Origin of the sequence: Acinetobacter sp. TUM15064 (assembly GCF_008980265.1) — a bacterium.
Lineage (GTDB): Bacteria > Pseudomonadota > Gammaproteobacteria > Pseudomonadales > Moraxellaceae > Acinetobacter.
Map to the genome: position 1 here is coordinate 50,117 of NZ_BKFU01000012.1, position 23,101 is coordinate 73,217.

Consider the following 23,101-nt stretch of genomic DNA (forward strand, 5'->3'; position numbering starts at 1 on the left):
CGCCCACGGATAAGTTTGGCGCTTTTTATATTAGCGAGGGTTATAACCCAAAGTAATAGCCCAATACGCAAATTAAAAGTGTAATCACAATTAACGCAAACACCCCAGTTTTTCCAGATTTATGCTGTGTTTCATGAGACTTGGTTTCTATCGGACTTAATTTAGCTGCGGAATGATTGCGAGCATCAAGTGGTGTAGGTGTATTTTTGGGGCTTAGCTGTGCGGTTTGATAGTGATTGGCTACTTTTACGATGAACTTGGTCTTTAAATCATCAATCTTTTGCTCAAAATGACGTAGGTTCAATTGCTCATCTGGCGTGAGGACTTGGCCTTCTGCATTGTAAGGATGTTGAATCTTGGTCTGGGTCAATGCTGATAGGGCATCTAAACGATACAGCGTTTGATGTGCATAATCAGCAGCGTAGTCTGTCGGTAAAAGAGAGAGATGGTGGGCATCATCTATGGCATCTTGTTGTCCATAGTAAGGTAAGTCTACAGCATCAGGCTCGACCAAACCTTGCGCAAATGGCGCACTAAAGAGTTCTTGTTCGGTAAAGTTTTCGATTTCATCCCATTTCGGCGTTTGTAAATCCGCTTCAATGCGTTTGCTGAGTTTATGATTCAGTTCAAAACGCCATAAATTTTCGCTACGGATTGAGCTTTGTTGTGCTTTTGGAATTATAAAATCTTGTTCGGCGCTGTACCACTCAGCCAGTTCTTTACCGAAAATCCAAGCAGTTTTTTGCTGTGCTTGATGACTCACAATAATATGTGGTGTAGCAAGCAGTTCAATATTTGGATTGGGGTTCTTTTCATCTGCTAGCAATGTTGAACTATGTAGACTGAGTTGTTTGACCCCTTGTTTTTTTAAGGCTTCAAGCCATACTTGAAAATGCTGAGCCAGTAAATGTTGGCTATTCAGATCACGAAACTGAAAGCAATGTCGGTCAAAAATGGCGTGTTCTAACCAACGTTGGAAACTTAGGTTGTGACGCAAATATTCATTGCCATAAGTCACTAAAGTAAGTTGTTGTTGCCAAATAGGATCAAGCGACATCGTTTGTTGTTCTCTTCTGTGATGGCCCTATCTTAACCTGATTATAAAACCATGTACTAAACAAATTTTCCTGATCGTAGAGCTTCATCAACACGCTTAAAAACTGATAGAATATGGGGTTTTATTAATTTTATAAATTGTTGCTTTGAGAGTTACTATGTCACTGGAAGCCCTGACCACTGAAGCGCTCGCTGCGATTGCAGCAGCAGAGGACCTTGCTACACTCGATCAAGTACGAGTGCAGTTTACGGGTAAGAAAAGCCAGCTCGCTGAGCAATCGAAAGCTTTAGGTAAAATGGACCCTGAAGAGCGTAAAGTTTTTGGTGCGCAAATTCATGCAGTCCGCGAAGCGATTACCAGTGCTTTAACTGAACGCCAAACACAATTACAACAAGCTGCGTTGGCGCAGAAACTCGCAAGTGAAACGGTTGATATTACTCTACCAGGTCGTGGTCAAACGATTGGGAGTATTCACCCGGTCACTCAAGTGCAAGAGCGTATTTGTCAGTTCTTTACCAAAGCAGGTTTTGTGATTGAAACTGGTCCTGAAGTTGAAGATGACTATCACAACTTTGAAGCTTTAAATATTCCAGGGCATCACCCTGCACGTGCAATGCACGACACTTTCTATTTTGATGCGACCCATTTGCTACGTACCCATACTTCGGGTGTGCAGATTCGTACTATGGAAACCCAGCAACCTCCGATTCGTATTGTTTGTCCGGGTCGTGTATATCGCTGTGACTCTGACCAAACGCATTCGCCAATGTTTCATCAAATTGAAGGTTTGTATGTCGCTGAAAATACCAGCTTTGCAGAACTGAAAGGTTTGTTGGTCAATCTATTAAACGAATTCTTTGAAAAAGACTTAAAAGTACGTTTCCGTCCATCTTATTTCCCATTCACAGAGCCAAGTGCTGAAGTGGACATTATGGACGAGCGTGGTAAATGGTTAGAAGTACTCGGTTGTGGCATGGTGCATCCGAATGTATTGCAAGCTGCGGGTATTGATCCTGAAAAATACAAAGGCTTTGCTTTTGGTCTAGGTGTGGAACGTTTTGCGATGCTTCGTTATGGCATCAATGACTTACGTATGTTCTACCAAAACGATGTGCGTTTCTTACGCCAATTTGCTTAATGGTTTAAATACAAATTTAACAATTTAAAGGTTTATAGAAATCCCCCTAAATCCCCCTTTAAGAAAGGGGGACTTCCACAGTCAAAAATAGAGTACGTGGTTTTCCCCTCTTTTATACAGAAGGGGTTAGGGGGAGATTAAGGAAATTGAATTTATGAAAATTAGCGAAAATTGGTTGCGTACATGGGTGAACCCAGCCGTTGATAGCAATACGTTATCTGACCAACTAACCATGTTGGGCTTAGAAGTCGATGACTTATCGCCTGCGGCAAAACCGTTCACTGGCGTAGTTGTTGGCGAGGTATTGACCGTAGAACAACATCCTGATGCAGACCGTTTACGTGTGACAACCGTCAATATTGGTTCAGGTGAACCATTGCAAATTGTGTGTGGCGCGCCAAACGTACGTGTCGGTATGAAAGCCCCTGTGGCAACCATTGGTGCGGTGCTTCCGGGTGATTTCAAAATCAAAAAAGGCAAACTTCGTGGTATTGAATCACAAGGTATGCTGTGCGGTGCGTCTGAAATTGATTTAGAAGATAAAATTGATGGTCTTTTAGAATTGCCTACAGATGCACCTGTCGGTGTGGATGTTCGTGAGTATTTACAGCTTGATGATCATGTGATTGATATCAGTATCACGCCAAACCGTGGTGACTGTTTCAGTATTCGTGGTATTGCCCGTGAAATTGGGGTGATTAATCAACTGACCCTGACTGCACCTGAAATTAATGCTGTAGCTGCAACTATTGCCGATGAGAAAAAAGTTGTGGTGAGCACGGAAGGCTGCCCACGCTATTTAGGTCGTGTGATTAAAAATGTGAATACCAAAGCAGCAACCCCAGAGTGGATGGAACGTGCTTTGGTTCGCTCAGGGATTCGTCAGCACAGTATTTTGGTTGATATTACCAACTATGTACTGATGGAGTTGGGTCAACCGTTACATGCTTTTGATGCGGCGAAAATTCAAGGTTCGGTTCAAGTTCGTCAAGCGAATGCAACTGAAAAATTGGTTCTACTGAATGAACAAGAAGTTGAGCTCAATGAAAAAGTCATGGTGATTGCGGATGATGAAAAAGCATTGGCGATTGCAGGCATCATGGGTGGCTTGTCTTCATCTGTTAGTGATGAAACCCAAGACATTTTCTTAGAGTCTGCGTTCTTTGCTCCATTAGCTATTGCGGGCCGTGCGCGTAGTTTTGGTTTACATACGGATGCGTCGCAGCGTTATGAACGTGGTGTCGATTTTGAATTACCAATGCTCGCGATGCATCGTGCATCACAATTGATTGCAGAATTGGCGGGTGGTGAGTTCGGTCCGATTACAACTGTAGAACAAACGGCAGTTTTACCGAAGCGTGAAGCGATTGAGCTGGAACAAGTGCAAGTGGATCAATTGCTTGGTTATCGCGTAGATGCTGGATTTATTGCGGATGCATTGACCCGTTTAGGTTGTGCTGTGACGGTTAAAGCAGAAGGTCTGTGGTCAGTGGTTCCGCCTTCACACCGTTATGATATGGCGATCTACCAAGACCTGATTGAAGAAGTTGCGCGTATTCATGGTTATGACAATATTCAAATCAGTTTGCCAAAAATTGAAGCGCAATTGGCTCAATATCAAGACCAATTTGAAGTGGCTCAGCTTCGTCAAACCCTTGTGACTTTGGGTTATCAAGAAGCAATTAGCTTTAGCTTTGCAGACTTAAAGCTTGAGAAGCAACTCAATGCGGCTGTGAATCCTTTGGCTTTGGCTAACCCGATTTCAAGCGATTTAGCAGTGATGCGTTCAACACTGCTTTCTAGTTTGATTCCGTGTGTGCAATATAACGTAAACCGCCAACAAAGTCGTGTGCGTTTCTTTGAACTCGGCTTACGTTTCGACTATCAAGATGCTGAATCTATTCATGATTTGAAACAAATTCCTACCCTTGCAGTGATTGCAACAGGTGCAAAAACGTCAGAAACTTGGCATGCTAAACCTCAAGCTATGGATTTCTTTGATTTCAAAGGCGAAATTGAAGAAGTATTGGCAGCAGGTCGTGTGCAGGTTGAATATGTTCGCTCTGAACGTAGTTGGTTGCATCCGGGTCAGTCTGCTGAGGTTTTAGTCCATGGTCAATCTATTGGTTACTTTGGTCGATTACATCCATCTTTAGAAGATGCACTGGATTTGAGCACAACTTGGGTGGCTGAACTTGATCAATCGGCTGTTTTGCAAACTTATGTATCTAATTTTACAGAATTATCACGTTTTCCGTCGGTTAGACGTGATATTGCGCTTTTAATTAGTGATAAGATAAATGTAAGTGAAATTCAGCAACTTATCGAAAAAACAGGTGGTGAGCTTTTAGACTCGACTTGGTTGTTCGATGTGTACACTGGGCAAGGCGTTGAAGAAGGTAAGCGTTCATTGGCATTTGCACTTCTTTGGCAGCACCCATCGCGTACGCTTGAAGATGCTGAAATTAAATCCGGTATGGATCATATTTTACACGTGTTGGAAAACACTTATCAGGCGACATTGAGGGCTTCATGACAGCATTAACAAAAGCGGAAATGGCTGACCATCTAAGTGAGCTCACGAGTTTAAACCGTCGTGAAGCTAAACAAATGGTCGAGTTGTTTTTTGATGAGATTAGCCAAGCGCTAATCTCTGGTGAGCAAGTTAAACTTTCTGGTTTCGGTAACTTTGAGTTGCGTGATAAACGTCAACGTCCAGGTCGTAACCCGAAAACGGGTGAAGAAATTCCGATTTCTGCACGCCGTGTAGTAACCTTCCGCGCAGGGCAGAAATTCCGCCAGCGTGTGGGAAATGAGCAGATCGATTGATCTGCTTTTTTTTGCTTCAGGTGTAGGTTTAAGCTGACTTGCTACTGATAATGGGTAGCAAAGTCTTAAACTAAATTTTCAGCATAAAAAAAGAGAGCCAAGGGCTCTCTTTTTTACTGACTAATCGAAAGTGATTAGTGAGCTTTAGCTTCAGATGCAGCAGTAGCAGCAACGTCAGAAGCAGCAGCAGTAGCGTCAGAAGCAGCAGCAGTAGCTTCAGAAGCAGCAGCAGCAGCGTCTACAGCAACTTCAGAAGCAGCTTGAACAGCTTCAGATGCAGCAGCAACTTCAGATGCAGCAGCAGCAGCAGGAGCTTCTTCTTTCTTAGCACAGCCAACGAAAGCTAAAGTAGTAGCAACTGCAGCAGCAATAGCGATTTTTTTGAATAACATGGCATCACTCTCTAAAATATGAGATTAAAAAAAACCGACGTTAGTCTGTTGTATGCTTTTATTGTTCCTAATTTTGTTAGGGACTAACAACGCAGGAGCAGTCTAACTGGTCTGCAAATATGCTATCACTGCGCATTTTGAATTGCTACTAGCTAAGGTGAAAAAAGTGATAAAAATGGTCTAAAAACAGTGATTTTTTAACAGAAAATAACAATTAATAGCAGGGTTTATATTGGATAAATGCCGAATAAACATCTAAAAAGATGGAGCTTTTTTATTTCAAATTTTTGTTTATCAAAAACTTGCAAATAAGTTTACATACCGTGCTTTGAAATGTTTCATTGTGTAAGTGGTGTCAACCAAATAAAAAGGCTGTCCTAGAGACAGCCTTTTTATAAGATTAGTCAGATTAGCTGGTTGCTTTACGTTTCATTTGGTCAAAGAAATCATCATTGGTTTTAGTTTCTTTCATACGATCAAGTAGGAACTCCATTGCTGCGAGTTCATCTTGGGTATGAAGTAACTTACGTAAAATCCAGACCTTACGAAGGTTATCTTCAGACATTAAGCGTTCTTCACGACGTGTACCTGATTTTTTGATGTTCATCGCAGGGAAGACACGTTTTTCAGCAATACGGCGGTCTAGCGTAATTTCTTGGTTACCAGTACCTTTGAATTCTTCGTAGATCACTTCATCCATTTTACTGCCTGTTTCAATCAAGGCTGTAGAAATGATGGTCAGTGAACCACCTTCTTCAATATTACGTGCTGCACCGAAGAAACGCTTAGGGCGCTCAAGTGCATGTGCATCGACACCACCAGTTAAAACTTTACCTGATGAAGGCACAACGGTGTTGTATGCACGTGCTAAACGGGTAATGGAGTCGAGAAGAATCACAACGTCTTTTTTGTGTTCAACCAAACGTTTGGCTTTTTCAATCACCATTTCAGCCACTTGAACGTGACGAGCAGGAGATTCATCAAACGTTGACGCAATCACTTCGCCACGAACTGTACGTTCCATTTCTGTTACTTCTTCAGGACGTTCATCAATCAGAAGAACGATGAGGAAGCACTCTGGGTTATTACGTACAATCGACTGGGCGATGTTTTGTAATAACATGGTTTTCCCCGCTTTTGGCGGCGCAACGATAATTGAACGTTGACCTTTACCAATGGGTGCAACTAAGTCGACTACACGTGCAGTTAAATCTTCAGTGGTGCCGTTACCAAGTTCCATCACCAACTGTTCAGTCGGGAATAATGGCGTTAGGTTTTCAAATAAAATCTTATTACGAGAGTTTTCAGGGGTGTCGTAGTTAATTTGATTCACTTTTAACAGTGCAAAATAACGTTCGCCTTCTTTTGGTGGGCGAATCGTTCCCGTAATGGTGTCACCAGTACGGAGATTAAAACGACGAATTTGAGATGGGCTAACATAAATGTCGTCTGGACCTGCAAGGTAAGAACCTGCTGCAGAGCGTAAGAAGCCGAAGCCATCTGACAGAATTTCCAAAACGCCATCACCAAAGATCTCTTCGCCATTCATCGCATGGCGCTTTAAGATGGCAAAAATAATGTCTTGCTTACGGTTACGAGCCATTCCTTCAAGGCCCATAAATTCAGCAATTTTGATGAGTTCGCCAATCGGTTTTTTCTTGAGTTCGGTTAAATTCATAGGAGGTCAGATAAGAATCAAAAATTCTAGGATACAGGATGAAAAGGAAGCAACATTTAGCCGCGGACATGCAATGAAGTAACGCAATTGTATTTGCACAATAACAATTCAGAGGACTGATTCATTGTTTGAAGAGAAGCGTGTCAAAACAATTTGTATTGCCGAGCGGCGATCTTATGTGTTGTGTCTTTTAAGAAAATGACAGGATTGGATAATCCTTTATCTCTTGAGCAAGCAATATAAGAGAGAAAGTCAAACTTGTCAATTTATAGCCGAAAAAAATACGCTGTTGTTTAAACAGCGTATTTCATGATGTGCTCTAAATCGAGGTTTAAATGTTTTCGTCGATGAAAGCAGTTAGTTTCGATTTTGGTGCAGCGCCCACTTGTTGAGCCACAACTTCACCATTTTTAAACATCAATAGTGCAGGAATGTTACGGATGTTGTAGTTCACAGCCGTTTGTTCACAAGCAGTTACGTCAACTTTAACGATTTTCACTTTACCTTCGTATTCGTTCGCCAATACTTCTAATACAGGTGCAATCGCTTTACATGGCGCACACCAGCCTGCCCAGAAGTCAACAAGCACAGGAACGTCTGATTGAAGTACATCAGCGTCGAAGTTAGTATCAGTTGTATTTACGATATTGCCAGACATGGATAGCTCCAGTTTCAATTTTTGGATAGTTTTATGGCTAATAGTATGTCATAGCCTGCTATCACTGAGTAGATGGATTACTAAATTTTCAACCTTTAGTTTGAATTTGTCTAATTGGAGCTCTCAATGTTACTGATCGTGTAACACAATTGTCATATATGCTGAAATTTTAAAAGCTCGTCAATTTCTAACCATAAATGGCTTTTAAATTGCATGGAGGTGAATTAATCTAAGGACAATTCTGTATAGGTTTATATTAAATCATGTCTGATTTTTTGATTGATGAAGAGTTACTTGCTGCCATCGATATGGGGTCGAACAGTTTCCACTTGGCAATTGCACGTGTGGATCATGGCGAAGTGAAAAAAGTTGCGTCAATGTCAGAAAAGGTACAGTTAGCTGCGGGTTTAGATGAAAATAAAAATTTAACAGAAGCTGCACAGCAGCGTGGTTTGGCCTGTTTATCCCGCTTTGTTGGTCGTTTAAGTTCAGTTCAACCAAACCGTTTAAGAATTGTGGCGACCAACGCGCTGCGTCAAGCTAAAAATGGTCATGAGTTTATTCAAAAAGCGGCAGAAATTTTACCTAAACATATTGAAATTATTGCTGGCCGTGAAGAAGCACGTTTGATTTATTTGGGCGTATCCCACACCATGGAGAACAGTGGACGTCGCCTTGTGATTGATATTGGCGGTGGTTCAACTGAGCTGATTATTGGTGAAGAATTTGAGCCGATTCATACCGAATCTTTACAAATGGGCTGTGTGGCGTTTACCAAAGCCTTCTTTGTCGATGGTGAAATAAACCAAAAAAGTTTTGATAAAGCGGTGGTTGCAGCACGTAAGGAGCTGTCAGGGATTGCCAATACCTATAAAGAAGCGGGTTGGGATACGGTGGTCGGTTCGAGTGGAACCATCAAAGCGTGTCGTCAAATTACCGTAAATATGGGCTGGAGTAATGAAAAAGAAGAACTGACCCGTGACGGTTTAGATAAGCTCAAAGAAAAATTGCTCAAATATAAACACGTCTCCGAGATGGAGTTTGATGGTTTAAAAGAAGACCGTCGAGCAGTTTTGCCAGCCGGGATTGCTATTCTTTACGCCATTTTTGATGTACTTGAACTGGATAAGTTGGTGTATTCAGATGGTGCCCTGCGCGAAGGGGTCATGTACGACTTACTGGGGCGTTTTCAACATGAAGATATCCGAGATCGTTCTGTACAAGCGTTGATGGGCCGTTATAACGCCGATCCAAAACAAGCGGAACGAGTTGTGAACATGGCTCAACATTTGTTTGATGGCGTGGCAGAGTCACTAAAATTAACCACAGAAGACAGTGATTTACTGCGTCGTGCGGCTTATCTGCATGAAATTGGTTTGGCGATTAGCCATGCCGGCTACCATCGTCATGGCGCATATTTATTGCAACATTCGGACATTGCGGGCTTCTCGCAAATTGATCAAAACCATTTGTCGCATTTGGTAGCGCATCATCGCCGTAAGCTGCGCAGTGACGCCCGTGTCGATGTGATGAAAGTCGGCGGCAACAAATTAGTCTATCTGTGTTTGCTACTTCGCCTTGCTGTTTTACTCAATCATAGTCGTAGCGATCAGATGCTTCCTGCCATTGAATTAACAGTAGGCAATGCGCAACAATGGCAGCTGAGTGTTTCTGGTAATGCCGCGCAATGGCCTTTGCTGGTTGCAGACTTGCATGATGAGCAAGCGCAATTTAAGCATTGGGATGTTGAGCTGGATATCCAATCAGAACAATTTGTCGATGAATAAATTGGTCAATTAGGGATTTATGGTTGAGCTATGAAGAATAAAGCTGCGCAATCCAAAGCATGGACGACGGTTCAAATTGCACGTCATCCTGAGCGTCCGCAATTTTTAGATTATGTGAGTGAAATTTTTACCGAATTTGATGCTTTGCATGGTGATCGCTTATTTGGTGATGATGGTGCAATGATCGGTGGATTAGCTCGCTTTGATGGTCAGCCAGTCATGATTGTGGGTCAACACCGTGGTCGTAGTACGCGTGAAAAGTTACAACATAACTTTGGTATGAGTAACCCAGAAGGTTACCGTAAATCACAACGTTTACTCGATATGGCTGAACGTTTTAATCTACCCGTCTTTACCTTTATTGACACCATGGGTGCATATCCAGGTGTGGGTGCAGAAGAACGTGGTCAGGCTGAGGCAATTGCCACGTCTTTGGCACAACTTTCAAGCTTGAAAGTGCCAGTGATTGCAACCGTACTTGGTGAAGGCGGTTCAGGTGGCGCACTGGGTATTGGTGTGGCTGACCGTGTGGTGATGTTGTCCCATAGTATTTATTCAGTCATTTCACCTGAAGGCTGTGCATCTATTTTATGGAAAACAGCTGAAAAAGCAGAGCAAGCTAGTGAAGCTTTGGCATTGACTGCTGAAAAATTACAGAAAATGGGTGTTGTTGAATACGTGGTCGATGAAGGTGAAGGTGCTCACCTCCACCCAGAACAGGTCATGCATGCTTTAAAAACTGTTTTAAAAGATGCTTTGGCTGAGTTGCAACCGATGGATGCGAATGAACGATGCGAAGCACGTTACCAACGTTTAATGAAGTTTGGCAGCGACAATTTAGGACTAGCGTCTTAACTGAGTTTCAGGATACACCTGAACAGCCTCATTTTTTAATCGGATGTAGTGGTGGCATGGATTCCATGTTACTACTCCATTTGATGTCTCATTTATTTCCCAAGCGCACTCGCGCCATTTATATTGATCATCAATTGCAGGATGTCAGTCCACAGTGGGGCAGCTTTGTTCAAGAACAGTGCTATGTCTTGGATGTTCCCTGTGTGATTCAAGCGGTCGATGTTGATACAGGCAATGTAGAAAGCCAAGCCCGCAGTGCACGTTATGCTGCCTTTCAGAAGCATCTTCTTGCCAATGAAATTTTAGTTCTCGCGCATCATCAACAAGATCAGGCCGAAACTATCTTACTCCGATTACTCTCTGGTGCAGGGATTCATGGACTTGCCGCCATGCAGAGCCTCGACATACGAGAGCAATTTACAATTTGGCGCCCGCTATTGGCTTTGTCCAGACAGCAAATTGAGCTGTGGGCTGCTGATATGCAACTGAGAAATATTCAAGACCAAACCAATTTTGATACCAGTTATGATCGGGCATGGTGTCGAGCCGAATTATGGCCAATCTTAGAACAACGCTTTCCGAAAATGCAGCAAGCTTTGGCACGTACCAGTTATTTGATGCAAGATGCTGAATCCATTTTGACCGATGTGTTGGCGCAAGACTGGGCCAGTTGTGGGGATGCTTCGGTTTTAAATTTAACTTCATTTCGTCAGTTATCAGCACCGAGACAGCGACAGCTGTTGTCTGCTTGGATGAAAGGTGAGGACTTATATCGTCCTGCTTTTGATATGGTGCAACGCCTATTTGATGAGGTGATTGAATCCAAAGTCGATGCTCAGGCCGCTTTGCATTGGAATCAATACTATTATGTGCGTTATCAACAGCAACTCTTTCGAGTCCATAAGACCGAGTATTTGGCGGAGCAATCTCAGACACTTGAACCAATTGAACAGCATTTTAGCCTACATCAAAGCTATAATCTGGCATCTGGGCAATATCAGATTGAAACACAAAAATATGGGCTGTCTGCTAAATTATTAGAGCAGCCTTTACAAATAAAACCACGCTTAGGCGGGGAAAAATTACATTTACATGGGCGTGTTGGGGCTTGGCCATTGAAAAAAGCCATTCAAAGTGCACAAATTTTTCCATGGCAACGTCACACAATACAAATATTAAGCATAGATAATGTTATGCTTGGTATTTTTACGCCTAAAGGATTTTGGTTGATCGAGTCAGCTTATTGTGAAGCGGGTGGATGGCAACCAAATTTAATTGCTTAGTTAAAAAATTCGAGATAGAGAAATAATCATGAGCGCAGTGCTGAATCGTAATATTTGTTTTATCGGCGGTGGTAACATGGCTCAAGCCCTCATTGGTGGCTTGATTTCACGTGGTTTACCTTCAACTCGCATTACGGTTTCTGATCCTGTTGAACAAGTTCGTCATTTATTGGCTGAAAAAGACTTGGTGGTGACTGAGGATAACGCATCTGCTATTCGTGAAGCCGATGTCGTGGTCTTAGCGGTTAAACCTCAAGTTTTAGCCAATGTTTTAAAACCATTAAACGGTTTATTTGACGGCAAGTTGATTATTTCAATTGTTGCGGGTGCTGAAATTGCCACGATTGCTGCACTCGCTGGCAGTGATCGTATTGTGCGTGTAATGCCAAATACGCCTGCTTTAGTACAAACAGGTGCGCATGGTTTATATGCCACTGAGGCTGTAGATAAAGAAGACCGTGATTTGGCGGGCCAAGTACTTGCTGCGACTGGCTTAACTTTATGGGTAGGTGAGGAAGCGCAGATTGATGCGGTGACTGCGGTGTCTGGTTCAGGTCCTGCTTATTTTTTCTATATGATGGAAAGCATGATCCGTGCAGGTAAAAACCTCGGCCTAGATGAAAAAGTGGCAACGGCATTGACGTTGCAAACTGCATTGGGTGCGGCGCAAATGGCAATTACCAGCTCAAATACACCAGCTGAATTGCGTAAAAATGTCACTTCACCGAATGGTACAACCCAAGCGGCACTTGAAGTGTTTGATCGTGCACAAATTTCACAAAATATCCAAGCTGCATTGGCTGCTGCTCAAAAACGCAGTCAGGAACTTGCTCAAGAGCTAAGTGAAAGTAGCAAATAATCGTTTTATTTAGGAAAGTTCAAGTATGGGTGCAAACTCTGCGCTAATTTTTGGCATCATTATTAACGTTGCAATTTTACTGGTGTTCTTCCGCTTTCTCATGCAATTGGCAGCGGTTAACTTTTATAACCCAGTGGTGATGTCGACCGTAAAAGCCACAAAAATTGTGGATATGTTTGGTCGTATTTTTCCAAATGTAGCGAAAGGCCGCGTTAACTTAGCGGCTTTAGTGCTTTTGGTTTTATTGTACTTACTGAAAATTTTTGGTGTCATGTATCTCTCTGGAGCGATGCCAAATAGTCCTGTGCATTTGGTTATTTTAACTTTTGTGACCATGATTCAGGACTTGATTCGTTTCTGTCGTTATTTGATTTTTGCAACAATTATTTTAAGTTGGGTAGTGATGTTTACGCAGTCACGCTCGCCTTATATTGAGGTGATTCAAGAGCTTGCTGAACCATTATTGGCACCGTTTCGCCGTTTGTTGCCCAATATGGGCATGATTGACCTTTCTCCAATTGTAGCGTTCTTGGCGCTGTATATTGCTGAAATGATTATGAATGAAGTAGCGATTGTTCTGCTCACTGGTTTATAAGATTGTAGCGAATAAAAAAGGACTCGATTGTGAGTCCTTTTTTTACGGCTGAAATTTTTTAGGTGAAGACGTTGATCTTTCTTCTAGGGGGCAAATGACTTCCATCCCAGCCTTCCTCCTTGGAGGAGGAAGGCGCAAATGCTTTAGTGGGCTTCATCCCAGTTTCGACCTTTGCCAACTTCAACTACAAGAGGGACTGAAATATTCAAGACCGATTGCATCACTTTAGCAAGCTGTGGTGCCAATTCATCTGCAATAGCTTCATCGACTTCAAAAACCAATTCATCGTGTACTTGTAGTAGCATTTTGGCTTGATCTTTCGGTAGCATTTGATCAACTGCAACCATCGCCATTTTAATAATATCCGCAGCAGAACCTTGTAGTGGTGCATTAATTGCAGCACGTTCGGCCGCTTGTTTGATCATTTTATTGCTTGCCATGATATCTGGCGTGTACAAGCGACGACCCAAAATGGTTTCGACAAAACCTTGTTCGCGTGCAATTTGGCGGGTGCGTTCCATATAGTCGAGCACGCCCGGATAACGTTGGAAGTATTTCGCAATATAGCCACGCGATTCTTCGCGGCTAAAACCGAGTTGACGGGTTAAGCCAAATTCAGACATGCCGTAGAGTAGACCGAAGTTGACTGCTTTGGCCTGACGACGTTGGTCTGACGTGACATCTTCGAGGGCGATACCTAAGACTTCAGCCGCAGTACGACGGTGTACATCTTGCCCATGATTAAAGGCATCAACCAAGGCTTCATCTTGTGAGAAATGCGCCATTAAACGCAGTTCGATTTGTGAATAATCGGCTGCCAATAACACGCGACCTTGCGGTGCAATAAAGGCTTTACGAATTTGACGTCCAATTTCCTCACGCACAGGAATGTTCTGTAGGTTTGGATCGGTCGAAGACAGACGGCCTGTTGCGGTCAGTGCTTGGTGGTAGCTGGTATGCACACGATGGGTATCGTTATTGGCTTGTTTTAATAAGCCATCGGTATAGGTGCTTTTGAGTTTAGATAAACCGCGATAGTCTAAAATGAGCTCGGTAATCGGGTGGTCAATTTTTTCTAAAACACTTTCAGAGGTACTGTACTGGCCCGTTGCGGTTTTTTTGCCACCCTTGAGTCCGAGTTTATCAAACAAAATCTCACCGACTTGCTTCGGCGAGCTAACATTGAAACTTTGTCCTGCCAGTTCGGTAATTTGGTTTTCAAGATTGGCCATGGTATTGGCAAACTCAACACCGAGTTGGTCGAGGAAGTCTAAGTCGAGCTCAATGCCGTTTTCTTCCATGATGGTCAGGACACGGGCCACTGGCATTTCGACATTGTGTAAAATATTGACCAGTTCGGGATGCTTTTGTAGTTTGGCATCGAGCACTTCAAACAGGCGATAGGTCACATGGGCATCTTCGGCAGCATAGTGTGCAGCGGTTTCGATCTCAATTTGATTAAAGGTTTTTTGTTTTGCGCCTTTACCTGCTACTTGTTCAAACGTGGTGGTTAGGTGGCTGAGGTAGAGACGTGACACGTCATCCATCCCGTGACGCGTTGCTACAGCATTGAGTACATAAGATGCCAACATGGTATCGAAGTACCAGCCTTTTAGCTCGATGCCATGATTTTCTAAGACATGCGCATCATATTTCAAATGATGACCAATTTTCTGAACCGACTCATCTTCTAAAATCGGTTTGATTTGTGCCAAGATCTGTTCACGCTCTAGTTGCACAGGTGCATTTTCATAATCATGTGCAAGTGGAACGTAATATGCATCTTGCGCATCAAATGCGACTGAAAAACCGACAATTTGCGCTACGCGATAGTCTAAACTGGTGGTTTCAGTATCAAAGGCAAAACGTTTTTCTGTACTTAAACGTTTGAATAAGGATGCCCACTGTTCTGCACTAAGCACAGTATGGTAGTTCGCTTGACCCAGTTGGTCATCGACACTGCTTTGGACGGCTTGATCTTCCGTATTGATAACGGTTTCAGATTGTGCTGATTTAACAATTTCTTGCGTCGCTTGTTTATAGGTTGCGCTATTAGGATTGTTTGGATGATCGAGCGATTGCAACTGTTGGCGGAATTCCAGTTCGGTATATAGTGAACGCAAGGCTTCGGTATTCGGATCTTGCAGTTTAAGATCGTCAAAGGTCAGTCCTGTTTCTAAGTCGCAGACAATACTTGCCAGTTGGTGATCTAGGGCAATTCCATCGGCATGTTCTTTGATGTTTTGACCGACTTTGCCTTTAATTTTATCGACATTTTCTAAAATGCCACCAATCGAGCCATATTCTGTTAACAGTTTTGCCGCAGTTTTGGCACCGACACCCGGAACGCCCATAATGCCGTCAGAGGCATCGCCCATTAGGGTCAGATAGTCAATAATTTGGTTTGGCCACACCCCAAACTTTTCAAACACGCCATTCACATCCATCGGCTTGTCTTTAAAGCTGTCTTCTAAGGTGACTTTATCTGTCACCAGTTGAGCCATGTCTTTATCGCCTGTGGAAATCAGCACTTGTTGTCCTGCGGCTTCTGCACGTTTGGCTAAAGTCCCGATGATGTCATCTGCCTCTGCACCTGGGAGCATGTATAAAGGAATACCTAAGGCACGAATCAAGGCATGCAAGTATGGAATTTGTTCCGATAACTCATCAGGCATGCTTGGGCGGTCACCTTTATAAATGGGCGACAGCACATGACGGAAAGTCGGTTCTGGGGTATCAAAAATGACCGCCATATGCGTTGGTTGAGTACGACGCATCAGTTTCTGGATCGCAGAAATTGCCCCACGAATTGCATTGGTATGTAAGCCAGTTGACGTGGTGAGCGGTGGCAAAGCATGAAAAGCACGAAATAAAAAGTATGAGCCATCGACCAAGACAAATGGTGGCATTGCAAGATTCCTTATCCAAATAACCTGTTCATTGTACGTGATTTTGCCACAGAACAAAGTGTATTGATGTACCGATTGGCATAGATGGTTACCGTTCAGCGCTTAAATAGTGACGCCAAGCTGATGTATTATTTGAAGATGAGAAAAAGAGATTGAGAACGGATGCAAACTGGACAGCGTGAAATTCGCATGATGTGGTTGATGGGGCTGACCATTGTTGCAATTGCAGCATGGTTTTTAGCTGTGCCACTGTTAAGTGCATTGTGTGGAATCGCTTGGGTCATGAGTGTCATGCACTATGTTGATAGTATTGAAAAACCCAGTACGACGTTGGCGGAACAACAGGGCGTTGCTTTTCAGCCAACGTCAAAAGTGCCACTTTACCTTGCGTCTTTCGTCATTTTAATCGGGATGGTGGGGCAATGGGGCGGACTCATTGGGTTGGGGATCAGTGGTTGGTTGTTCTTTTTCTTTCGCTGGTTGCGTCGCCTAGAATATCTATTGTTATCTGTGCAAGCACAGTCACATCAGGGTATATCCGACCGTTTCCCAGAATTTGAAAATTCTCCCCCTTTACCCACGAAGTCCAACGTTCTAAATAACACAGATGATTTAAGTCTCAGTGAGCAAGTGAAACACTGGCTGTGGCAGGGTAATCCAGTCTTAAAAGTTGCAATCGTGGTGCTGTTGATTGGGCTTATTTTATTATTACGCTTTGCCACCGAGCATTGGCAGTTGAGTCTTGCGGTCAAGCTCAGCCTCGTTGCTGCGGTAAGTGTAGGTGTCGTGGTCTTTGGTTATGTGCTTCAACACAAAAACCGCAGTTTTGCTTTGGCTTTGGAAGCACTTGGACTGTCAGGTTTATTTTTGACTTTGTTTTTTGCTTACTACAACGCCGTGATTGCAAGTTTAGCGATAGCGAGTCTGTGCTTTGTGGTGGTGATGGCAGTGACACTTTCGCTTAGTTTAAGACAGCAGTCGATTGAACTAGCGTTAATGGCGATGGTCATTGCTTATTTAGCACCTTTTACCTTGCCTGTACGGAATGCCACTGCGATAGAGCTAGTGGCCTATTATTTGGTCATCAATATTGCGGTTGCGGTTTTAAGCACGTTCAGACCGTGGAAAGTCCTTAACCAAATTGCTTTTTTAATGACGGTGGTCGTAGGTGGAGCGTATGCTTTTTATCAAGGCAAAGCGCCTGAGCGAGACATGCTTGCCTTGTTGGTTTTGGCCCATAGTGCCGTCTTTATTTGGCTGAGTTTTCGTTATAGTCAACTGTTGGCACGTGAGAATTTAACTCAATTCAAGTTGAACCCGATCTTGGATGTGGCTCTAATTTTTGCGGCACCCATTGTTGCTTTTGCTTTTTTGTATGTGATGTATTTTGAGGAAACGACTTGGCAGGCAGGCTTCAGTCTAGGCTTCGCAGCGCTCTATGCCATGTTTTATCAACTTATAAAAAGAGCTCACAGTGTTGAGCTGATTGCACAAAGTTATCTCAGTTTGTCCTTGGTCTTTTTGGCGTTGATACCTCCCATTTTACTGCCTGATCAGTGGGGTGTGGTGGGTTGGAGTGTCGAGGGTGCGCTGATCTTTATCTACGCTTTGTATCGTACCTCGAGCTTGAGTCGATATTTGGCAATGGGCTTATTGGCGGTAGCAGGACTGTCGAGTCTCTACTATGTGGTCGAGCTCAATCGTTTTCCAACGGAAGTTTATTGGGCGTTGTGTCTGAGTTATTTTACTGTGGTTGCCGTTGCCAACAGTGTAGAGCGTTTTAGACAACAGCTGTCTTTTGCCACGATTGCCTTTTTTTGCTTACAACTGCTTTCAGCAACCAGCATGTTGTTTATTTTGCTTTTAGATGAAATCGACAGTAAAAGTCAGGTAACAATAGCGCTACTGATCATTACACTTTTATATAGCGTGTTGAATGAGTGGCTACTCTACCGCAAAGCCAGTTGGTCATGGCTATTGCCCAAATGGATTGGTCTAATTCCGTTGTATGCGGTTGCCTTTATTTTCTTGGTTGACCTGAGCCATGATGGCATCATTATGTGGCATGCTAGCTTAGACCGCCTATTGTTTGCTTTAACGAGCGGATTACTCACCTTGCTGTGGTTACGCCCGTTACAGGGTGTGGAAGATGAGCTGGAATGGGTGAGTTTGGGTGCTTTATTGAGTTTGGCGCTGACCAGTTTAACCCTCATTCCAAGTATGCCATATCTGAGCATCGTTATTTTACCGCTCGCCTTTGCCGTATGGTGTTATGCGCAGCCCACTCCAAACTTGTGGCGAAAGTTTTGGCAGGCGCGTAATACCTTAGTGCTTATGCTGTTTTGGATCGTCTGTTCTCAGATCTTTAGCCAGCAAGCTTTTCAACTATATTGGTTGCCGATATTCAACCCATTCGACTTGATCAGTATTGCGATGCTGATCGGGTTTATTTGGATGCTGAATTTACAGATGAAAGCAGGCTTGGAAAAAAGTCTAGGTGCTATTTTGATGATGTCGAGTCTCCTTTGGCTGAGTAGTTATGTGGTGCTACGTGCGCTGCATGTCTATTTCCTAACACCTTATAATGACTGGCAAATGTGGGAAAATGCCTTGGTACAATTGAGCTTTACTTTGCTTTGGGTCAGTTTGGCATTCATTTGTATGCTGACGGCAACCAAGCGTAATTTACGTTCATTGTGGATTTTTGGTGGGTGTATTTTAGTTCTTGTGACGCTGAAATTGGTCTTGTTTGACTTATCTCACATTGGGACACTCACCCGCGTGATTTCATTTTTAGGTGCAGGTTTGGTGATGTTGGTAATCGCGTATATTGCGCCGATGCCTGAACTTGAAGAAAAGACTAATTAAACAAGTTCAGCTCCTTATGTCGGTATGAATCATAAGGAGCTGCATTGATTTATTTGATATTCGGCTCACGTTTTAGAGCTTGGGCATTGGTATATTGATCAATATCTTCATGAGACAAAGGACGTGAAAGTGGGTGATCAACAAAACCCATTTTTGGTACAGGAATTTCAATTTGGTTCTCTAAGAACCCATTACGAACCCGTTCCTGCATTTCATCACGGACTTGTAGATAGTGATCTTGCTGGCACCACACAGCAAACAGTAACTCAATTGACGATTCGCGAAAGGCGGTGACGGTCACAGCAGGTTTGGGATCTGCAAGCACCAAAGGGTATTTGTTGGCAACATCAATCAGTACTTCACGGACTTTAATGATGTCTTCATGAAAGTTAATCGCTAAGGTGATCGGAATACGCCGTATTGGAAACTTGGAGAGGTTGTGGACAGGTGCCCGAATCAGTTGTTCATTGGGGAGTCGAACGTAAATATTGTCTTGAGTCAATAGTTTAACTGAGAGTAAGTCAATTGAGATGACTTCACCCTCAATGGTATGTCCGCGAATGAGGGTAATTTGAATGGTATCGCCAATTTCAAAAGAACCTTCACCAATAAGAAATAAACCACTGATTAAGTTGGATGCAGAGGTTTGCGAAGCAAAACCCAAAGCTACTGTTAAGATACCCGCGGCGCCTAAAAAGACGCTCAGTTTAAAACCTGCTTCTTTGAGACTTGCCATCACAAAGATCAAGAAAATGAAGTAAAAGATACCCCGCCGCCAAACTAGTCGTTGATGGGCGTTAAACTTAGTCCCAATGGTGCGGATAAAAGTATTGGAAACTAAACGTGCCAAGACAAAACCAACAAAACACAATACTAAGGCAATTAGTATTTCGGTTAATCGCTCTGTGTTGATGTTGGTGAAAATGCCTTTTAGGCTACTGCTAATCTCTTGGGGAATATTTGAATTTGGCATATGTTCCCCCTAGAAGAATGAATCAAACATATTAAACAGTGCACTTGCCGAAGAGCGTGGCGGATGCATATAAATGACTTTACCTGCATGTGGTGGTGTTCGGTTTTCGATACGGATACGAGGTGGTCGATCAATTCCTTCATGCATGACTTTAATTTGTGAAGTCCAAAGTCGTCCCGTACTTTCACTATAGAAGAGTGGTAATGCAGGAACGGGGACATTCATTCGATCAAAACGTAGTTGTAAATGGCTGGTGTTTTGAAACTCAATAGGCGTCACTGCACGGAAAGCGCGTGGTTTTAACTGATGTAATTCAGTCCTCCCATCGACGGCTGTCGCATAAGCAATTTCCCCAGTACGATGATTTGGGCCAAACCACGTTTCTTTGGGTAAAATCACAGGAATATCAAATAAAGGGTCACGCTGGCCTTCAATAAAACCTGAAATTGACAAAGGTGTACTGATATAAAGTGTCCCACGTTGCCCCGCAGGAATGTAAATCGGATCGACAGGCTTAATCACCACTGAACGATCAGCTAAACGTGGCATCAGTTGAATCGTAGAGTGGGTGTTTTTAAACATGTAGCGTTTGATTTCGACAGGGTGTGGAAAGGCGAAATGTGGGTCTTCTATCGCATGCCATTTTTGCTCATAGTCATACTGAACTTGAGGACGATGAAACTCTAAACGCCACTCTTGTAGACCACGAGTGAGGCGAAAGAGTAATGAGCCAAATTGCCATGCACGGGCTTGATTCAGCTCAAAGTTGTATTCGCCCCACCATTTTAAATTGGGGCTATCCGATTCAAACAGTTCATTCATATTAGGCAACAGCACATTTCCTTATATTGCAAATCAGTGAAAAACAGACTTCACGCTGTCATACGCTTAGAGTACACTCAAAATAATATTTTTCATCATTATTATAATTTTAAGATGCAAGTGCTTAAACAATTACAAATTCCCTATAGTTTTGCTAAACGACATGGCGTGCTACTACGCTACGAAGGCGATCAAGCTTATATTGTGCGCCGTGAAAGTACCCCTTTGTTGGCTTTGCAAGAGGCACGTCGTTTTTTAGGTGTGGCAGCACAACATCAATTGTGTAGTGATGAAGAGTTTCATCAGCTTTTGAGTAGTAGCTTTGCAGGCGACAGTGGTGAATCACAGCAAGTGGCCGCAGGTTTAGAAGATCATCCTGATTTACTCAGCTTAGCCGACCAAGTGCCTGAAGCTGAAGATCTGATGGATCAAGAAGATGATGCTCCAATTGTTCGTTTAATTAATGCCTTATTGTCTGAAGCGATTCGTGTTGGCGCATCTGATATTCATATTGAAGCCTTTGAAAAGAAACTGTCGGTGCGTTTACGTGTCGATGGGCAATTACGTGAAATTGTCCAACCACGCCGTGAGTTGGCACCGCTGTTGGTATCACGTATTAAGGTCATGGCTAAATTGGATATTGCGGAAAAACGGATTCCACAAGATGGACGTATTTCATTGCGTTTAGCTGGGCGTGAAGTCGATGTGCGGGTATCAACTTTGCCATCATCACATGGCGAACGTGTGGTGATGCGTTTACTCGATAAACAAGCGGGTCGTTTGAATATGACTCATTTGGGCTTATTGAAGCCTGACTATGAGCGTTTGACTCAATTGGTGCATCGACCACACGGTATTATTTTGGTCACAGGGCCGACAGGTTCGGGTAAAACCACGACACTTTATGCAGCACTTTCAGACCTCAATGACGGCTCTAAAAATATTTTGACCGCCGAAGACCCGATCGAATATCAACTGGAAGGAATTGGACAGACGCAAGTCAACACCAAAGTCGATATGACTTTTGCGAGAGCCTTAAAGGCCATGCTGCGCCAAGACCCTGATGTGGTGATGGTGGGGGAAATCCGTGACTTAGAAACGGCTGAAATTGCGGTACAGGCGTCACTCACAGGGCATTTGGTATTATCTACACTGCATACCAATACAGCCATTGGGGCGGTCACTCGTTTAAAAGATATGGGCATTGAGCCATTTTTGTTATCGAGTTCTTTGATTGGTGTTATCGCACAGCGCTTAGTACGTACATTATGTAGCCATTGTACCACTTGGCATGAAGCCGATGCGTTTGAAACACAATTATTTCAGCATTTGAATCCCAAAGCAGTACTACAATTGCCACAACCAAATGGCTGTGAGCGTTGCTCACATACAGGTTTTACAGGGCGTACCGCAATTTATGAAATTGTTCCTGTGGATGATCAAATGCGACGTTTAGTTCATGGTAACGCAGCTGAATTTGAGCTAGAAGCTTATGCACGACAACATTCAGGCTCTATTCGCGATGATGGTTTGCGTAAAGTATTGGCAGGGAAGACTACGTTGGAAGAAGTATTGCGTGTGACCAATGAAGCGGCTGAATAAGCCACTTTATTTATTTTGTTGATATTTTGATCAAGAAGTTAATATTTATGATCATTTACTTACTTCATGTTTTTTCAGTAATTATTGTAAAAAGGATTTCGATGAAACTTTTAAAATCGTTACCTCTTTGAATAATGTCTTGAGGAATTATACCTCTGTATTCGATCAGGTGTATTGATTTTTCTTGGTGTTTTTCTGCCTCTAAGTTGTCTTCAATTAGCGGTTTTATTGTGTCTCCGATGTTCGTTACAAATTTTGTAAGTGGTAAAATTTCATCTGTTGAAAGTTTGTATCTATCGTTTTTACCTGGATAGCGTGTAATGTCCACCGTACACAAAGCATAACGCCTATTTTCTTCAACTGCTCTTTGTAATTGTAGTTTACTCATAGAAACGGAATTTTGTGAGTTCCACCTCGATTTTACCTCTATGAAATAAACGGGATTTTTGTCAAGGAAAATAACGATGTCTTGACCGCCTTGTATATTGGTTGTTTCTGTTTCATTGTCGCCAAATGAAACTCTGTTTTGCAATTCCTTAGATAATTTTTCTCTAATTAGCTTTTCAATGTATGTTCCAATTTCGTATTTATGGTGAAAATCGGCTTCAGTTTCCCTTTGCTGTTGAAGCAAGATGGTTGCAGCGTTTAAAATCGCTGAAAAATTTTTTTCTTGCACAAGTTTTCCGAGTTTTTTTAGATCTGATTCTCCTAAAGTCACAATTGAAAAAATATCGTCTTTGGTATTTTCATTAGTAACAACTTCCAACATTACATTTGCCTTTTTATCATCAAGTCT

At 42.8% G+C, this 23,101-nt stretch carries 18 protein-coding genes; 10 read left to right on the top strand and 8 right to left on the bottom strand.

Going from position 1 to position 23,101, the window contains the following annotated elements; genetic code table 11:
• Positions 1 to 40: 40 nt before the first annotated feature.
• Positions 41 to 1,057 (bottom strand): hypothetical protein, encoded by a 1,017-nt coding sequence (locus tag GBI16_RS05955; protein ID WP_151706721.1) that lies wholly within the window; start codon positions 1,055 to 1,057, stop codon positions 41 to 43.
• A 157-nt stretch (positions 1,058 to 1,214) separates the two neighbouring features.
• On the opposite strand from GBI16_RS05955, the gene pheS reads away from it, so the two are divergent.
• The 3 genes from pheS (at position 1,215) to GBI16_RS05970 (ending at position 5,024) form a co-directional block, all read left to right on the top strand.
• Entirely contained in the window at positions 1,215 to 2,195 is a 981-nt protein-coding gene (gene pheS, locus GBI16_RS05960; protein ID WP_086209835.1) for a phenylalanine--tRNA ligase subunit alpha, read from the top strand.
• 154 nt (positions 2,196 to 2,349) lie between these two features.
• A complete protein-coding gene (gene pheT / locus GBI16_RS05965) occupies positions 2,350 to 4,731 on the top strand; it encodes a phenylalanine--tRNA ligase subunit beta (protein ID WP_086209834.1) in 2,382 nt (793 codons plus the stop codon).
• The gene (locus GBI16_RS05970) at positions 4,728 to 5,024 is read left to right on the top strand and encodes an integration host factor subunit alpha (RefSeq protein WP_004649746.1); all 297 of its coding nucleotides are present in this window, start codon (positions 4,728 to 4,730) and stop codon (positions 5,022 to 5,024) included. Before pheT ends, GBI16_RS05970 begins: the two co-directional genes overlap by 4 nt.
• Positions 5,025 to 5,158: 134 nt before the next feature.
• Here the strand turns inward: GBI16_RS05970 and GBI16_RS05975 are convergent, their stop codons facing one another.
• From GBI16_RS05975 to trxA, 3 genes are all read right to left on the bottom strand, one after another.
• Positions 5,159 to 5,416: a hypothetical protein gene (locus GBI16_RS05975; protein ID WP_086209833.1), complete on the bottom strand. Its 258-nt coding sequence runs from the start codon at positions 5,414 to 5,416 to the stop codon at positions 5,159 to 5,161.
• Positions 5,417 to 5,825: 409 nt separating this feature from the next.
• Complete coding sequence (rho, locus tag GBI16_RS05980) at positions 5,826 to 7,094, bottom strand: transcription termination factor Rho (protein WP_004692266.1); 1,269 nt, start codon at positions 7,092 to 7,094, stop codon at positions 5,826 to 5,828.
• A 331-nt stretch (positions 7,095 to 7,425) separates the two neighbouring features.
• Positions 7,426 to 7,752, bottom strand: coding sequence for a thioredoxin (gene trxA, locus GBI16_RS05985; RefSeq protein WP_086209832.1), 327 nt, complete (start codon positions 7,750 to 7,752; stop codon positions 7,426 to 7,428).
• A 263-nt stretch (positions 7,753 to 8,015) separates the two neighbouring features.
• Between trxA and ppx the strand changes: the two genes are divergently transcribed.
• Genes ppx through GBI16_RS06010 form a run of 5 tightly spaced genes read left to right on the top strand, consistent with a single transcriptional unit; the run spans position 8,016 to position 13,131 of the window.
• Positions 8,016 to 9,539, top strand: coding sequence for an exopolyphosphatase (gene ppx, locus GBI16_RS05990; protein ID WP_086209831.1), 1,524 nt, complete (start codon positions 8,016 to 8,018; stop codon positions 9,537 to 9,539).
• A 30-nt stretch (positions 9,540 to 9,569) separates the two neighbouring features.
• On the top strand, positions 9,570 to 10,394 hold the full coding sequence (locus GBI16_RS05995; RefSeq protein ID WP_086209830.1) for an acetyl-CoA carboxylase carboxyltransferase subunit alpha: 825 nt from the start codon (positions 9,570 to 9,572) through the stop codon (positions 10,392 to 10,394).
• Positions 10,331 to 11,677, top strand: a complete 1,347-nt coding sequence (gene tilS / locus GBI16_RS06000; protein WP_151706722.1) for a tRNA lysidine(34) synthetase TilS — start codon at positions 10,331 to 10,333, stop codon at positions 11,675 to 11,677. Before GBI16_RS05995 ends, tilS begins: the two co-directional genes overlap by 64 nt.
• Before the next feature lie 28 nt (positions 11,678 to 11,705).
• Complete coding sequence (gene proC, locus GBI16_RS06005) at positions 11,706 to 12,536, top strand: pyrroline-5-carboxylate reductase (protein WP_086209828.1); 831 nt, start codon at positions 11,706 to 11,708, stop codon at positions 12,534 to 12,536.
• 25 nt (positions 12,537 to 12,561) lie between these two features.
• Positions 12,562 to 13,131 carry a YggT family protein gene (locus tag GBI16_RS06010; protein WP_004979206.1) on the top strand — a complete coding sequence of 190 codons (570 nt, stop codon included), beginning with the start codon at positions 12,562 to 12,564 and terminating at the stop codon, positions 13,129 to 13,131.
• A 143-nt stretch (positions 13,132 to 13,274) separates the two neighbouring features.
• On the opposite strand, the gene polA is transcribed toward GBI16_RS06010, so the two are convergent.
• Positions 13,275 to 16,040: a DNA polymerase I gene (gene polA, locus GBI16_RS06015; RefSeq protein ID WP_119064931.1), complete on the bottom strand. Its 2,766-nt coding sequence runs from the start codon at positions 16,038 to 16,040 to the stop codon at positions 13,275 to 13,277.
• A 162-nt stretch (positions 16,041 to 16,202) separates the two neighbouring features.
• Here polA and GBI16_RS06020 point away from each other — a divergent pair, with 162 nt between their 5' ends.
• A complete protein-coding gene (locus GBI16_RS06020) occupies positions 16,203 to 18,908 on the top strand; it encodes a DUF2339 domain-containing protein (RefSeq protein WP_151706723.1) in 2,706 nt (901 codons plus the stop codon).
• A 49-nt stretch (positions 18,909 to 18,957) separates the two neighbouring features.
• On the opposite strand, the gene GBI16_RS06025 is transcribed toward GBI16_RS06020, so the two are convergent.
• A complete protein-coding gene (locus tag GBI16_RS06025; RefSeq protein ID WP_086209825.1) occupies positions 18,958 to 19,881 on the bottom strand; it encodes a mechanosensitive ion channel family protein in 924 nt (307 codons plus the stop codon).
• Between the two features lie 9 nt (positions 19,882 to 19,890).
• Positions 19,891 to 20,703 carry a hypothetical protein gene (locus tag GBI16_RS06030; RefSeq protein ID WP_086209824.1) on the bottom strand — a complete coding sequence of 271 codons (813 nt, stop codon included), beginning with the start codon at positions 20,701 to 20,703 and terminating at the stop codon, positions 19,891 to 19,893.
• A gap of 114 nt (positions 20,704 to 20,817) precedes the next feature.
• Between GBI16_RS06030 and gspE the strand changes: the two genes are divergently transcribed.
• The gene (gene gspE / locus GBI16_RS06035) at positions 20,818 to 22,305 is read left to right on the top strand and encodes a type II secretion system ATPase GspE (protein ID WP_086209823.1); all 1,488 of its coding nucleotides are present in this window, start codon (positions 20,818 to 20,820) and stop codon (positions 22,303 to 22,305) included.
• Between the two features lie 64 nt (positions 22,306 to 22,369).
• Here gspE and GBI16_RS06040 read toward each other — a convergent pair.
• Positions 22,370 to 23,101, bottom strand: a 732-nt coding sequence (locus GBI16_RS06040) for a protein NO VEIN domain-containing protein (RefSeq protein WP_215900676.1), incomplete at its 5' end; no start/stop codon positions are given.

Excerpts from the sequence above, each read along its gene's own strand:
- GBI16_RS06025 (WP_086209825.1), bottom strand. The coding sequence starts at position 19,881 with ATGCCAAATTCAAATATTCCCCAAGAGATTAGCAGTAGCCTAAAAGGC.
- GBI16_RS05955 (WP_151706721.1), bottom strand. The coding sequence starts at position 1,057 with ATGTCGCTTGATCCTATTTGGCAACAACAACTTACTTTAGTGACTTAT.
- polA (WP_119064931.1), bottom strand. The coding sequence starts at position 16,040 with ATGCCACCATTTGTCTTGGTCGATGGCTCATACTTTTTATTTCGTGCT.
- rho (WP_004692266.1), bottom strand. The coding sequence starts at position 7,094 with ATGAATTTAACCGAACTCAAGAAAAAACCGATTGGCGAACTCATCAAA.
- GBI16_RS05995 (WP_086209830.1), top strand. The coding sequence starts at position 9,570 with ATGAAGAATAAAGCTGCGCAATCCAAAGCATGGACGACGGTTCAAATT.
- GBI16_RS06030 (WP_086209824.1), bottom strand. The coding sequence starts at position 20,703 with ATGAATGAACTGTTTGAATCGGATAGCCCCAATTTAAAATGGTGGGGC.
- pheT (WP_086209834.1), top strand. The coding sequence starts at position 2,350 with ATGAAAATTAGCGAAAATTGGTTGCGTACATGGGTGAACCCAGCCGTT.
- tilS (WP_151706722.1), top strand. The coding sequence starts at position 10,331 with ATGCGAAGCACGTTACCAACGTTTAATGAAGTTTGGCAGCGACAATTT.
- pheS (WP_086209835.1), top strand. The coding sequence starts at position 1,215 with ATGTCACTGGAAGCCCTGACCACTGAAGCGCTCGCTGCGATTGCAGCA.
- trxA (WP_086209832.1), bottom strand. The coding sequence starts at position 7,752 with ATGTCTGGCAATATCGTAAATACAACTGATACTAACTTCGACGCTGAT.
- GBI16_RS05970 (WP_004649746.1), top strand. The coding sequence starts at position 4,728 with ATGACAGCATTAACAAAAGCGGAAATGGCTGACCATCTAAGTGAGCTC.
- gspE (WP_086209823.1), top strand. The coding sequence starts at position 20,818 with ATGCAAGTGCTTAAACAATTACAAATTCCCTATAGTTTTGCTAAACGA.
- proC (WP_086209828.1), top strand. The coding sequence starts at position 11,706 with ATGAGCGCAGTGCTGAATCGTAATATTTGTTTTATCGGCGGTGGTAAC.
- GBI16_RS06020 (WP_151706723.1), top strand. The coding sequence starts at position 16,203 with ATGCAAACTGGACAGCGTGAAATTCGCATGATGTGGTTGATGGGGCTG.
- GBI16_RS05975 (WP_086209833.1), bottom strand. The coding sequence starts at position 5,416 with ATGTTATTCAAAAAAATCGCTATTGCTGCTGCAGTTGCTACTACTTTA.
- ppx (WP_086209831.1), top strand. The coding sequence starts at position 8,016 with ATGTCTGATTTTTTGATTGATGAAGAGTTACTTGCTGCCATCGATATG.
- GBI16_RS06010 (WP_004979206.1), top strand. The coding sequence starts at position 12,562 with ATGGGTGCAAACTCTGCGCTAATTTTTGGCATCATTATTAACGTTGCA.